Annotated in this window: 12 protein-coding genes; all 12 read left to right on the forward strand. The window is 60.1% G+C overall.

Annotation, left to right across the window (positions count from 1 at the left end; translation table 11 throughout):
* Nucleotides 1–23 precede the first annotated feature (23 nt).
* The gene (locus BM155_RS05255) at nucleotides 24–767 is read left to right on the forward strand and encodes a DUF2189 domain-containing protein (protein WP_074901966.1); all 744 of its coding nucleotides are present in this window, start codon (nucleotides 24–26) and stop codon (nucleotides 765–767) included.
* A gap of 24 nt (nucleotides 768–791) precedes the next feature.
* Nucleotides 792–1,484 (forward strand): RDD family protein, encoded by a 693-nt coding sequence (locus tag BM155_RS05260; RefSeq protein WP_067156526.1) that lies wholly within the window; start codon nucleotides 792–794, stop codon nucleotides 1,482–1,484.
* Nucleotides 1,481–2,446: a stage II sporulation protein M gene (locus BM155_RS05265; protein ID WP_067156529.1), complete on the forward strand. Its 966-nt coding sequence runs from the start codon at nucleotides 1,481–1,483 to the stop codon at nucleotides 2,444–2,446. The genes BM155_RS05260 and BM155_RS05265 overlap by 4 nt, the downstream gene beginning before the upstream one ends.
* The gene (locus tag BM155_RS05270) at nucleotides 2,436–4,013 is read left to right on the forward strand and encodes a DUF4129 domain-containing protein (protein WP_074901544.1); all 1,578 of its coding nucleotides are present in this window, start codon (nucleotides 2,436–2,438) and stop codon (nucleotides 4,011–4,013) included. The genes BM155_RS05265 and BM155_RS05270 overlap by 11 nt, the downstream gene beginning before the upstream one ends.
* On the forward strand, nucleotides 4,003–5,307 hold the full coding sequence (locus BM155_RS05275) for a DUF4350 domain-containing protein (protein ID WP_067156535.1): 1,305 nt from the start codon (nucleotides 4,003–4,005) through the stop codon (nucleotides 5,305–5,307). The genes BM155_RS05270 and BM155_RS05275 overlap by 11 nt, the downstream gene beginning before the upstream one ends.
* Nucleotides 5,304–6,317: an AAA family ATPase gene (locus BM155_RS05280; protein ID WP_067156537.1), complete on the forward strand. Its 1,014-nt coding sequence runs from the start codon at nucleotides 5,304–5,306 to the stop codon at nucleotides 6,315–6,317. Before BM155_RS05275 ends, BM155_RS05280 begins: the two co-directional genes overlap by 4 nt.
* Entirely contained in the window at nucleotides 6,314–7,720 is a 1,407-nt protein-coding gene (locus tag BM155_RS05285; protein WP_067156540.1) for a DUF58 domain-containing protein, read from the forward strand. Before BM155_RS05280 ends, BM155_RS05285 begins: the two co-directional genes overlap by 4 nt.
* A 716-nt stretch (nucleotides 7,721–8,436) precedes the next feature.
* Nucleotides 8,437–9,093 carry a 2OG-Fe(II) oxygenase gene (locus BM155_RS05290; RefSeq protein ID WP_254773125.1) on the forward strand — a complete coding sequence of 219 codons (657 nt, stop codon included), beginning with the start codon at nucleotides 8,437–8,439 and terminating at the stop codon, nucleotides 9,091–9,093.
* Between the two features lie 486 nt (nucleotides 9,094–9,579).
* Nucleotides 9,580–10,029: a hypothetical protein gene (locus BM155_RS05295; RefSeq protein WP_067156546.1), complete on the forward strand. Its 450-nt coding sequence runs from the start codon at nucleotides 9,580–9,582 to the stop codon at nucleotides 10,027–10,029.
* Nucleotides 10,030–10,130: 101 nt separating this feature from the next.
* Nucleotides 10,131–11,162: a transporter gene (locus tag BM155_RS05300; protein ID WP_074901547.1), complete on the forward strand. Its 1,032-nt coding sequence runs from the start codon at nucleotides 10,131–10,133 to the stop codon at nucleotides 11,160–11,162.
* A 34-nt stretch (nucleotides 11,163–11,196) separates the two neighbouring features.
* The gene (locus BM155_RS05305; RefSeq protein WP_074901549.1) at nucleotides 11,197–11,637 is read left to right on the forward strand and encodes a hypothetical protein; all 441 of its coding nucleotides are present in this window, start codon (nucleotides 11,197–11,199) and stop codon (nucleotides 11,635–11,637) included.
* Nucleotides 11,638–11,717: 80 nt separating this feature from the next.
* Nucleotides 11,718–13,844, forward strand: a complete 2,127-nt coding sequence (locus BM155_RS05310) for a TonB-dependent copper receptor (RefSeq protein WP_074901551.1) — start codon at nucleotides 11,718–11,720, stop codon at nucleotides 13,842–13,844.
* Nucleotides 13,845–13,893: the final 49 nt, after the last annotated feature.

The following is a 13,893-nucleotide window of genomic DNA, read 5'->3' on the forward strand; positions in this document are numbered from 1 at the left end:
AAGACAACAAAGGACATTTGGAGATGAGCGATATTTATAAAGCTCCAGAAGCACAATTAACCGAGGGGGGCGAAAGCGGCAGTTACGGTTCTCTGGAGAAAGGACTTGCCGGAGACTACTCCATTGCCATCGAAGATACTCTCAAAGAAGCCTGGAACCGTAGCAAAGGTAAAAAGCTTACCATCTGGCTGGCTCTTATCCTGTATTTCGTCTGCTATGTCGCGATCACCCTGGTGGCCAGTGTCATTACAGGCTACTCCGCTTTCAATTTCGGTGCTTCCGCTAACGGCGCCTTAACGTCTATGTTCCTATATCAGGTGATTGTCGCCCTGGCCACTGCACCCCTGATAGCAGGATTATGGATGGTCGGCATCAAAATAGCGCGCGAAGAGCAAACCTCAGCTACGGAAATATTTTCCCACTTCGACAAATTGCTGCCTCTGGCAATTGCCAATATCCTCATCTCAATATTCACTCTTGTGGGCTTTTTCCTGTTCGTCATCCCTGGTATCTACTTGTCTGTAGCCTATTTGCTCGCGATACCGCTGATTGCCGATAAAAACATGGGCCCCTGGCAGGCAATGGAGACTTCCCGCAAGGCCATTACCAAACACTGGTTCTCCTTCTTTGGCTTTCTGATTGTCTGCTTGCTGCTGTACTTTGCGGGCGCCCTGGCGTTGCTGATCGGTCTGATCTGGGCACTGCCCCTGATCGCCATCGCCATCGGTGTTGTCTACCGCAATATCTTCGGCGGACCCGAAGACTGATCGAGTTAGCCAGGGAGCGGTAGTTTGCTGGACACAACCTACAGTGTCGAAACGCCCGAGGGCGTTGATCTGCGTGCACAGGCCGCCGGGCCCGTGCCACGCATTCTCGCTTACGGCGTCGATATCTTTTACCGCAGCCTTATTCTGATCGCCCTAGCCATCGCACTGGCCTTTGCCGAAAATGCTGGCTTGGGCATTTGGCTGCTGTGCTCCTTCCTGCTGGAGTGGTTTTATCCGGTCTACTTCGAGGTGATGCACGGCGGCCAGACCCCAGGTAAAAAGGCCTTCGGCCTTGTGGTGGTCAACGATAACCTGACGCCGATTTCCTGGAGCGCCTCCCTGCTGCGCAATCTGCTGCGTTTTGCCGACTTTCTCCCCTTTGCCTATGCCGCGGGTGTCGTCAGCATGACACTTGGCCGGCACTTCCAGCGCCTCGGCGATCTCGCTGCGGGTACGCTGGTAGTCTACCGGCGGGAGAGCAAGGCCCCCCAAACCCTGCCCGATGTCACCCCGCTGCCGCCGCCCCGAGGTCTACAACTACAGGATCAACAGGCACTGATCAGTCTGATCGAGCGCAGCGGAGAGCTGAGCGAGGCCCGCCAGCGGGAGTTGGCTGAACTGCTGGAGCCGCTCACCGGCAAAAAAGAACGGGCGGCGCTCGACTATCTGCGCGCCGTGGGCACATGGCTGCTCGGCGGTCAGACGGGTGGAAAATGAAACAGAGGGATTTCGAACAACGCTACCGCGCAAGTTGGGAGCGGTTGGAAAAGTGGCTCAAAACCGGCGCAGACGGCGATACCACCCTGGACCTGCCCGTCGCCTACCGCAGTGTGTGCCAGCAGCTGGCGGTGGCCAAAGAGCGCCAGTACACCAACCAGCTGATCGAGCGGCTCAATCAGCTGGTGATGGCCGCCCACCACCGGCTCTACCGGCAGCAGACACTGCGGCGCAATACCTGGCTCCGGTATCTGCTGAGCGGCTTCCCCCAGGCAGTGCGCGCGCAAATCCGCACTGTTTGGCTGGCGGCGGCCCTTTTTGTATTACCGGCGTTGGTACTCGGTATCGGCAGTTATCACAATGATGCGCTCGTTTACGCGGTCCTGGACCCGATCCAGGTGCGGCAAATGGAAGCCATGTACGATCCCGGCAACCGCGTGCTGGGGCGCGAACGGGGCTCGGACTCGGATCTGATGATGTTCGGCTTCTACATCAAGAACAACATTGGCATTGCCTTTCGCACCTTTGCCGGCGGCCTGCTGTTGGGGCTCGGTTCTATTTTCTTCCTTGTCTACAACGGCATTTTTCTCGGTGCCATCTGCGGTCATATCACCCGCATCGGCTTTGTCTCCACCTTTTACCCCTTTGTGATTGGGCACGGCGCTTTTGAGCTGACCGCCATCGTACTGGCCGGTGCCGCCGGTCTGATGTTGGGGCAGGCACTGGTGGATCCGGGCCGCCACCGCCGCCTGGTGGCGCTGCGGCTGGCCGGCACTGAAGCGATGAAAATCATGTACGGTACCTTTTTGATGCTGGTCATCGCCGCCTTTATCGAGGCTTTCTGGTCCTCCAGCACGGAGATTGCGATCAGTGTAAAACTGGCCGTCGGCGCTCTTCTGTGGCTGCTGGTTTTCGCCTATTTCACTCTGGCTGGCAGAGAGGGGACACAGCGTGGAGCTTGAGCGCCTGGCAATACGCGCACGGCTGCGCTCTCCATGGGAGTCCATCGACCTGGGCATCGCCCTGGCGCGCCAGCACTGGTGGCCACTGTTTATTGTGTGGCTGCTGCCGGCATCCGTGGTGTTTGCCTGCAGTTTCTGGCTACTGCACGACTCCCCCAGCTGGGCCTTGTTATTGGTCTGGTGGCTGAAACCGGTCTACGACCGCTTGCCGCTCTTTATCGCCAGCCGCGCCCTGTTCGGTGAGCAGGTCTCCGTCAGTGGCGCGCTCAAGCAGTTCTTTTCCCTGAACCGCCGCGACTGGTTTGCCTGGCTTACCTGGCGCCGCCTCAGTGCCACCCGCTCGTACGATATGCCGGTGACCCTGCTCGAGCAGACCAGCGGCAGCGCCCGTGCCGCGCGTATCGGTGTGTTGCACCGCAAGCATTCCAACGCCGCCACCTGGCTGACCCTCACCGGGTTCCATCTGGAATTTTTTCTGTTTCTCGCCCTGCTGGCTTTTATGTACCTGTTGATTCCCGAGCAGGTACAGATCGACTGGCTGCCTATGCTCACAAACAGTGCACTGTGGCTGGAATGGGCTTCCAATGTACTCTATCTGCTGGTAATGGCCGCAGTGGCGCCTTTTTATGTCGTCAGCGGTTTCTGTCTCTACATCGGCCGGAGGATTGAGTTGGAGGCCTGGGACATAGAGATACAGTTCCGCAGTCTGCGCGACAGACATCTGCGCGCACAAAAGGACCGGCAGAAGCGCGCGGCCCACGCCACCACCGCCGCATCTCTGTTACTGCTCTGTGTTTTGAGCATATCCACGCTGCTGCCGGCGGAAGACGCCAGTGCCGAGGCAGCGCTCACACCGGAACAATCCCGCGAAACCATCGACCAGGTCCTCGCAGGCGAAGACTTCCACCAACAAGAGGAAGTGAGCGGCTGGCGATTGAAAGAACTCGACATGGATAGCGAGATCCCCGAGTGGCTGATCGACTTTGTGCAATGGCTGGAGAACCGCCAGTTAGCCAGTGATAAAGAACGGGAGGTCGATTGGGCCGCCCACATCGGCCTGCTGGCAGAGTTACTGCTTTGGGCGGCCTTTATAGGCCTGGTAGCCTATCTGCTGCTCCGTCATCGCGAACAGATTTTGCAAAGTCTGCGCTGGCAGCGAAAAAAACCTGAGACGCGGCTACGACCGGAAACCCTCTTTGGTCTAGACGTGCGCCAATCGAGCCTGCCCGATGATGTCTGCGCGGAAGTCCTGCGCCTGTGGCGAAGTGGTGATAAGCGCGGCGGCCTGGGGCTTTTATACCGCGCCACCCTGGCCCACCTGATCGAAAGCTATCAGTTTGAATTCGGCGACCACCTGACCGAAAGCGAGTGCGCGCAGCTGGTGCGCCAGCGGCAGGCGCACCCGCAGCCGGAGGCGCAGCGGCCGGTCAGCGCCGCTCTGTGCGAACTGGTGCAGCAACTGACCGTCGCCTGGCAGCAACTGGCTTACGCTCACCGGGCGCCGCAATTGGCGCAGGTGGAAACCCTGTGCAATCAGTGGCAGGAGGCTTTCGGCAATGAAGATTAGTCGCCTGCTGATCGGGCTTGTGCTGCTGCTGGCTGCGGCTTTGGCGGCCCTGTTTTTCCTCCTGTTTGAGCGCTATACGGAAAAGGCCGACCGCGGCTGGAGCGCGGCGGCCTGGCGCAATCCCTATCTGGCCGCGGAACAGTTCCTCGCCGCCGCCGGTGTGCGCCACCGCCGCGCGGACAATATCTCAGAGCTCGCCAGACTCGCGCCGGATGACACCCTTTTCCTGGCCAGCTCCACCCAGGTATACAACCCCCGCCGCGCCAGCGAACTGCTCGAGTGGGTGGCACGGGGCGGCCACGCCATCGTCATTGCCCATGCCCTCGACAGTACCGAACGCGACTGGCTGCTGGAAGAATTGGGCGTCACGCTGGAAGAGGGCCGGGAGAAATTCTTTATGGAACACCCTTTCCGCGACCTGCTCGGCGAGGATGTGGAAAAGTATGAGGGAAAAACTGCCAGTGAAATCCTGCGCGAGCACAACCGCAAGCTCAAGGATGGAAAGCGCGATACAGAGGCAGACGGAGAGGAAGAAACCCAAGAGGAACAAGCGCCGCGCAATCCGGAGGTAGACCCGGAAGACCTAGTTGAACTCACTGGCGACAACGGCAGTTACCAATTGCATTTCAACCCGAGCCAACTGCTCCACCACCCGGCACTCGAAGATGAAACGGTGGTCGACGGGCCGGTCTTCTGGGCGAAAATCCGCCGCGGTGACAGCGGCGTGCCCTTTATGCAATTCCAGCGCGGCGACGGCCGCATCACTTTATTGACGGATGGCGGCATCTGGCAAAACCGGCGTATCGGTCATTTCGATCACGCCTATTTCCTCGCGCTGCTGGCATCCAGCGGTGAATTTATCTTTCTGACCCAGCCGCACTTCGAATCTCTCTTCGTCCTCGCCCGCCGCTACGCAGGCGAATTTTTCCTCGCCGGAGGCCTGGCGCTGCTGGCGTGGCTGCTACTCCGCTCACGCCGCTTTGGGCCCCTGGCGGTCGAGCCGGAAAGGGCACGCCGTTCTCTGCTGGAACATATCTCCGCCTGTGGCCACTACTACTGGCGCGCCGATCGATGCGAAGGTCTGCTCGACGAACACCGCCGCGCCCTGCTGCGCCGCCTCGGTGCCGAAGGGGCCGGCCAGGCCACCCGGCGCCAGGTGTGCGAGCGACTTAGCGCCGAAACCGGCCTGGACGAAACCACCATTGCCGCCTGCCTGTGGGGCGATCCCCCCCGCAGCGAAGAGGCGTTTACCGAACGAATGCGCAACCTGCAGCAAATCGAGGCAGTCCTATGAGCGACACCACTTACCAACCCGAACAACAACATCCTCTGGCCGGGTCCGACAGCCCGGACTGGAAAACAGCATCGGCACAACTGACGCTGCTGCGCAGCGCCATCAACCGCTTGCTGATCGGACAGGAAGCCGTGGTGGACCAGGTGTTGATCGCACTGCTGGCCTCGGGCCACGTGCTGCTGGAGGGGGTGCCCGGCCTGGGCAAAACGCTGCTGGTACGCGCCCTCGCCAACTGTTTTGGCGGCAGTTTCCGGCGCATTCAATTCACCCCGGACCTAATGCCGGCGGACGTCACCGGTCACGCGATCTTCGATATGGCCAAGAGCCGTTTCGAGGTGCGGCGCGGCCCGGTGTTTACCAACCTGCTGCTGGCAGATGAAATCAACCGCGCCCCCGCCAAAACCCAGGCGGCACTACTGGAAGTGATGCAGGAGAAACAGGTCACCATCGACGGCGAAGCACTGCCGGTGCCCAAACCCTTTATGGTACTGGCCACCCAGAACCCGATTGAACAGGAGGGCACCTATCCCCTGCCGGAGGCAGAACTGGACCGCTTTCTGCTCAAGGTAGTGATCGACTTCCCCAGCCTGGACGCGGAGTTGAAACTGGCAGCCGCCGCCAGTGGCGGGCGTATCGAAAAACAACTGCAACAGCCGCCGGCGGGCCAGATGACTCTGGAACAACTACAGCAGCTGCAAGACACAATCCCGCAGATCGCCTTGGACCAGCAGGTGCTGGACTACGCCGTGCGGCTGGTGCGCGCCACCCGTGAGGCCTCCCAGCTGCGCCGCGCCGCCGGCCCCCGTGCCAGCATCGGCCTGCTGCAGGCCGCCCGCGCCCAGGCACTGCTTGCCGGGCGCGAATTCGTACTGCCCGACGACGTCAAGGCAATGGCAATTCCGGTGATGCGGCACAGGGTGGGCCTTTCCCCGGACATGGAAATCGACGGCGAGACCCCGGACTCCGTGCTGGCGCAGATTATCGATACCGTCGAGGCCCCGCGGCTATGAGCAAAGACACCGCGGCACTGACCGGTAGTGCCGCAGAAACGGTCGGGAACAGAACCGCCGGCACGCGCCCCAGCCGCCGTCTGGTGACGCTGTTGGGCTACTGGAGCCTGGCGGCGCTGGCAGTCACCGCCGCGCGCATCTGGTCTCCGCCAAGCGCAACCGCACTGGCCAACCTCTGGTGGTGCGCCGGCGCCCTGCTCTTCGGCGCCGCGCTGCTGGACTTTCTCACCGGTCGCCGCGTCGCAGGTCTGGAGGGCAGCCGGCGGCCACCCGGAAACCTGGCCCTGGGCGTGCCCAATCAGGTGCGCCTAACCCTGCGCAATCTAGGCCCGCGCCGCCTGTGCCTAAACGTCTGCGACGCACTCCCGGCCCAACTCCACACCGATGGCCTTCCGCGCCGCGCCCTGCTGGAACCGCAACAGGAAGTAACCATCGACTACCCACTGGTTCCCCACCGCCGCGGCCGCGCGGACTTCGGCTGTATCGAGGTATTGGCGGACTCCCCCTGGGGGCTGTGGCAGACAAAGGCGACGTTGGGCCGCCCCGAGTCGGTCAAGGTCTACCCAAATTTTCTTGGCATTTCCTCGTTGCAGGCACTGTCCACCGAGCAGAGCCTGCGCTTTCTCGGTCTGCACCAGCGTCAGCGGCGCGGCGAAGGGATGGATTTCCGCCAGCTGCGCGAATACCGGGAGGGCGACAGCCAGCGTCAGGTTGACTGGCGCGCCAGCGCGCGGCTGCGCAAGCTGGTAAGCCGCGAGTACCAGGATGAACGCGACCAGGAAATCGTCTACATGCTCGACTGTGGGCGCCGCATGCATGCCAAGGACGGGGAACTCAGCCATTTCGACCACGCGCTGAACGCGCTCTTACTGTCCGCCTATGTCGCCATCAAACAAGGGGACGCAGTGGGCCTGGAAGCCTTTGCCGCCGACAACACGAGCACCGGCGGCCGATTGCCGCCAGTGAAAGGCGAAGGGGGCATCAACCTGCTGCTAAATCACGTCTACGACTTGCATTCGGGCACCGCCAACCCGGATTACATCAGCAGCGCCGAGCAATTGCTGGCCGCACATCCGCGCCGCGCCCTGGTGATCCTGATCACCAACCTGCGCGATGAAGACAGCGATGAATTACTGGCTGCAGTGCGACTGCTGTCCCGCCGTCACCTGGTAATGGTGGCCAGCCTGCGCGAAACCGCGGTGGACGAATTACTGCGGCGGCCAGTGCGCACCTTTGGCGAAGCCGTAAACACCGCCGCTGCCCGGGACTTTTTACAGCGCCGCGTACAATTGCTGCAGCAACTGCGGGCGCGCAACGTGCTGGTTGTGGATTCTGAGCCACGCCATCTGCATATGGCCCTGGTGCAAACCTACTGGGAGCTGAAGCGCTGCGGCAGAATCTGAAAAAGCCTCGAATACTCTCCCATTACCGCGACTAAGGGACTTCTGAAGAATTTACACGAGCCCTTTTGTGGGCCTCGCGGCGCGCAAGTAATGACGGGCATTGCGCAAATGCCCGACTACACCCCAGTGGCCCGCCCCTATATCTTACGGCTTCGAAATGCCCGGCCACCGCCTCCGCTTTCCACCTAAGTCAAAAGGCCCCTTACCGTCACATACCGACTGCATCAGGGGCTTTCTTGAGAGTCCGCACTCGAATAATACGGATTGAGGGAAAATATGAAGATGTGCGGTGGGACGGGGAATGCATGGGGCTGACTTATCTGTCATTTCGTTTCAAATACCGGATGAAAGCGCAATCACCCCCCCATAGCTGCCAGTTAACCGAGGTTGCAGATAAGTGCCAAAATTTAATGGCATCCCCCATCCCCTGGGTTTTGATGCGCTTACCGCTATCGTACTTTTTTCGTATAGCAGGTGCTTAAGTTATCCAGAAGGCAACGGTCCATATCCCTTTTCAACTAAGTAAAAAAATGTCAAAAGGTCTTTGATAATTTCTCCCTCTGCTGTGCAATTACTGCAAGATTGTTTCGCAATAAAATAAGCCTTGCAAAAATTGCGAATTGAAAAGTCACCTGAACCGGCACAGATAAGCAGCGGCACACTGCCCTGTTGTTCTCTTATATGGTATAACCTCTTCCCGCTTTGCCCAGGGGGAAATGACCCAGTGGCCACCGATCAACGTCACCAAGTCTTATAAAAACATGCTCAATTTCACAGAAATCAAAGCAACAACGGTAAAAGCCGACCCATTCCCCTACTTGTACGTAAAAAATTCGGTTAGCGCCGATCACATTCAGTCGCTGATAGCCGATTTCCCACCGCTTGAGAAGGGTGGCAGCTTTAATATCGACGATGTGAGCACATCCGAGCGCTTCCGCCGCTTTATCGAGCTGTTCGACAGCGAGGACTTCCGCCGCATTATTTGTGACAAATTTGCGGTCGATGTGATGGATAAACCCATGCTTGCAACCCTGCGCGGTTTTTCCCGCGCCAAGGATGGCCGCATCCACACGGACTCCAAAACCAAACTGATTACGGTACTGGTCTACCTGAACGAAGACTGGCAGGCGGAGACCGGGCGACTGCGCATATTGCGCAGCGGTACCGATATGGACGATTTCGTGGAGGAACTGTTCCCGGGACCCGGTGCAATGGCCGCTTTCAAGGTGACCGATAATTGCTGGCACGGCTATCCCAGCTTCGAGGGCAAGCGTCAATCGATACAGATCAACTACCTTACCGACAGCGGTGCCAAAACCAAACATCGCTTCTTCCACCGGCTGAGTGCCAAAATGAAGTCCCTGCTGCGGTAACAAAACTTCGGTGCTAGGGAACCTCTGATTAATTCACTTTCTGGTGGCAGAGGTTCTTCGGGAGCGGATGAGAAGCTCAGGGGATAGGAAAGATATTTCGAAACCGTCGGATACAGGGATGTATCCGACGGAGCTACAGGGAAGTACTCGTGCGTTTTCGAAATGTCCGTCCTATTGCCTGAGCGCCCCGGAAGCCACCATAGTGTTCACGCGAATTAATCAGAGGTTCCTTAATCAGGGGGTCTCTAGATAAAACCTCGGTTGATGAGACCGGCATTTCCAGACCTCTGGAGACAAGATGTACCCAGCAGAACACATAGAGAAGTGCTCCAACCTTGTCGCAAGGTCCGTCCCATCGTCCGAGTGCCCGCCGTCCACTACCGCGCGCACGTACTTTGACCGGAGCTTTTCCCCATCACTTGCAAAGTGGCCGACGCGCTTTATCCTGGGCACTTCTTCCGGGCAGGCAATCCACCGATAACAGACATGGCACAGCGCAACCGACACAGACATCTGCTCGGCGCCCGACTGTCCCAGTGGCAGGCGGTGCTGTTGCTGTGCCTGTTCCTCTCAGTGCGCGGCCTGATGCCGGCCGGCTATATGCCCGCCCCCATGGCTACCGGCTCGCTCTTTGGGCTGTGTCACGGCGACAGCCGCAGTACCGCGCTACTGCAGTCGCTGGCCCGGCTGCATGCTCAACACGGCCACCACCCCCACAATGGCCATCAACACGATGCCCTGACGGCACATACCTTCGCCGACAACCACTGTAACTTTTCCACCGGTGCCAACTTGGCCACGGCACAGGCACTGGACCTCAGCGCGATTGCAACCGGTGCCCAGCCAGTACCGGGCGCCCGTTACACCCGTTTTCCGGTCAAGCTCGAACACCTGCTGCCGCCGCCGCGCGGCCCACCCGCTTCCCGTTCCGCCTAAAGCTCCCAGGAGTTTCTCGGCAAGCATGGCTTTGCCACAAAATGGATTGACAGCAACCGCCCCCATCGGGTGGCGGTCGCTGCTGCACGGGAAAAAAAACGATGAACGCATTTAAGAAAACGCTGCTCGCGGCCGCTGTCGGCTGCTGCACACCGCTCGCTAACGCGCATACGGAATCCCCTGTCTACCTGCCCGCAAGCCACGCCCCCGCTGGTGTGATGGCAGATCACCTGCACGCCGAGGGTGAGTGGATGTTTGGCTACCGGGTTATGCGCGAGGAATACAGTGATATCTACCACGGCTCGGATGAGGTCGGTGCCATGGAAGTCGCTATGGCCGGCTATTCGATGATGCCGACCAGCATGACCATGGAAATGCATATGCTCGACATCATGTACGCGGTGTCCGACGACCTGACACTGATGCTGATGCCTCAGTACATGACCATGGACATGGCCATGGAAATGGTCGGCAGTGGCCACGGCCATATGGACAGCATGCACGAAGGCGGCCACGATCACAGTGTTTCTGGCGTCGGCGACACCATCCTCGGCGGCCTTTTCCGCATCGCGGATACCCAGGGTTACCGGCTGCACGCGACTCTGGCGATAAGCGCTCCCACCGGTTCTGTGGAAGAAAAAAATGCCGACGGCACCTTCACCCACTACGGTATGCAACTGGGTACCGGTACCTGGGATCTGCTCCCGTCGCTCACCTATACGAGCCGCCTTGAGCGGCTGAGCTGGGGCGCTCAAGTATCTGCCCGCCTGCCGCTGGAAGACGAAAACGACTCCGGTTTCGCCTTTGGCGAGCGCTACGGCGCCACCGCCTGGAGCGCCTATCGGATCGCTGACTGGGCCAGTCTATCGGCGCGGCTTGAGTATGCGAAGGAAGGCGATATCAACGGCCACTACAACGGTCCCCACAACCACTCCAGCCCACCGGATCTGCAGGAAAACTACGGCGGAGAATTTGTTGACTGCGGCATTGGAGTCAACTTTGTCGCCCAGCGGGGTGCGCTGGCCGGTGTGCGCCTGGGACTCGAATGGGTCGGCAGCATTTCCGCCAACTACAACGGCTATCAGCTGGCGCGGGAGGATGGGCTCAATATGAGCCTGAGCTATGCCTTCTAAGACGCGTTAACCCAGAATCGATTCCGGTAAAACGTTGACACGGCGGAAGCGGCACAACAGCCCAGACCACCCGCTCCTGCCCCAGTGGCGGGCGGCGCTGCTGTTGTGCCTGTTTCTCGCCGTGCGCGGCCTGGTGCCGGCGGGTTTTATGCCCGCACCACTGGCCGCCGGTGCGCCCTACACACTCTGCCACGGCGACAGCCGCAGCACCCTGTTGCTCCATGCGCTGGCACATTGGCAACGGGACGATCACGGCGCCGGCCACCATCACGACGCGCTGACCGCGCAAACCTTTGCCGACAATCACTGCAGTTTTTCCGCGGGCGCCGCCCTCGCTGGAACGCCAGCGGTAGATATCCATTTTTTCACTGTCGGGGGTCTTGTACCGGCGCCACCAGTCCTGCAAGGCGCTGCCCGCTCTCGGGCCTACGCCCGTCCCCCTGCCCGCGCGCCACCCGTTCCCCCTTACACCTGACCCACAACCAACCAATAACGAATTTGCGTATGCGCAACAGCCGCGTGCGGCCTGCGTATACGCCCCTATGGGGAATCACGATGAATAACAATCGCAACATTTACGTGCCGCTGCGATCGGCACTCAGCGTCGCGGTGATTACCTACTGCGGCCATAGTGCGGGGGCCCTTGCCGACAGTGGGAAAAGCGACGCGAATCTCGAACAGATGGTGGTTACCGGTGTAAAGACGGAGCTGCCTCTGAGCCCGGTCACCGACCCGAAAAAACCCCGCCAACCGCTGCCCGCCAACGACGGCGCCGATTACTTGAAAACCATCGCCGGCTTCTCAGTAATCCGCAAAGGCGGCACCGACGGCGACCCAGTGCTGCGGGGTATGGCCGGCTCGCGCCTGAATATGGTGCTCGACGGCGATACGATCCTCGGCGGCTGCAGCAACCGCATGGACCCGCCCACCGCCTACATCTTTCCGGAGACACTCGACACCATCAAAGTGATCAAAGGCCCGCAGACAGTGAAATATGGTCCGGGCAATTCCGCTGGTGTTGTGCTGTTTGAACGGGACCGCGAGCGCCCCACAGAGGCCGGCTGGCACCTGTACACTAGCCTGCTGGCCGGCACGGCCGGCCGCGAGGACGGCACTGTCGACGCCAGCTACGCCTCGCCGGAGTTTTCTCTGCGCGGCACCGCCACACAGGCTTCCGCCGATAATTACGAGGACGGCGACGGTGTCGAAGTACACTCCCAGTACCAGCGTTGGAAAGGCCAGCTCACGGCCGCCTGGACACCGGATGCGGACACCCGCTTTGAACTCAACGCCAGCCGCAGCGACGGCGAAGCGGCCTATGCGGACCGCGGCGTCGACGGCGCGAAATTTGCGCGTGAAAGCTACGGCGCGAAATTCTCGCGGGAAAATATCAGCGAGCTGGTCCAGTCCATCGAATTCCACGCCTATTACAACTACGTCGACCATGTGATGGACAACTTCAGCCTGCGCGAGCCCAGCGGTATGATGGCGACACAGATGGCGATGAATCCCGACCGCAAGACCACCGGCGGCAAACTGGCGCTGGAACTGGCCCCAACGGAAGCCGTCCAGTGGAGTCTGGGGCTGGATGTCCGCGATGACCGCCACAGCAACCGCAGCACTATGCATCAACAGCTGATGGACTACCGGGACATGAAGCGCGAGGCCGATGCGGAATTTCAGCAAGTGGGCCTGTATTCCGAAATCAGTTGGGAAGTATTGCCCGGCCGACGCTGGATCACCGGAGTGCGGGTGGATGAATGGGAAGTACGGGATCTGCGCGACACAGTGAAGCTGTCGATGATGCAGTCCGTCGCCAACCCCACCGCTGGCGACAGCCGCAAGGAACAGTTGCACAGCGGATTTCTGCGCTACGAATTCGCCCTCGACAGCGCGCCGGCGGCGTCCGCCACTGTCTACGCCGGTCTCGGCTACAGCGAGCGCTTCCCCGATTACTGGGAAATATTCGCCAAGGAAACAGAGGACTCTATCAGTGCCCTGGGCATTGCGCCGGAAAAAACGACGCAGCTGGATATGGGCTACCTCTACAGCGGCGAACGGCTGTCCGCCAGTGTGTCCACCTTCGCCAATACCGTCGATGACTATCTGATGATCCAGACTGGTTATATGAAATCCGCCGTCTCCACGGACACAGGAATGAGCGGTATGGACGGCGCGAGTGCCATGCGCAGCACCAGTATCGTGCGCAATATCGACGCCCGTACCTGGGGCCTGGAAATGGAATTGAACTACCGCTTGCAGGATAACTTACGCACAGAGTTAACCGTGTCATCGGTGCGCGGCGCCAATGAAAGTGACGGCACCACCCTGGCACAGCTGCCACCATGGGAAGCACGCCTGGGGCTCTACTACGAGTTGCCGCGGTGGTCCGCCGGTGTTCTCTGGCGCAGTATCGCCAGCCAGGAGCGCGTGGACATCGGCAAGGGCAATATCGCCGGACAGGATTTCGGCCCCACAGACGCCGCCAATATCTTGTCCGTCAACGCCGGCTGGCGCCTCACTAATGAGCTGCTGCTGACCGCGGGCATCGACAACCTGCTCGATGAAACCTACGCGGAACACATCAGCCGCGCCGGTGCCACTATTCCCGGATTCGATCAGCTGACGCGGATCAACGAGCCGGGACGGACCCTGTGGTTGAAGGGAGTTTACAGCTTCTAGAAAAGCGCCGAATATTTCGCTTCCGGAATCCGGTCGCGGCCATTGCCGC

This window comes from Microbulbifer thermotolerans, from assembly GCF_900112305.1.
Classification (GTDB): Bacteria; Pseudomonadota; Gammaproteobacteria; order Pseudomonadales; family Cellvibrionaceae; genus Microbulbifer; species Microbulbifer thermotolerans.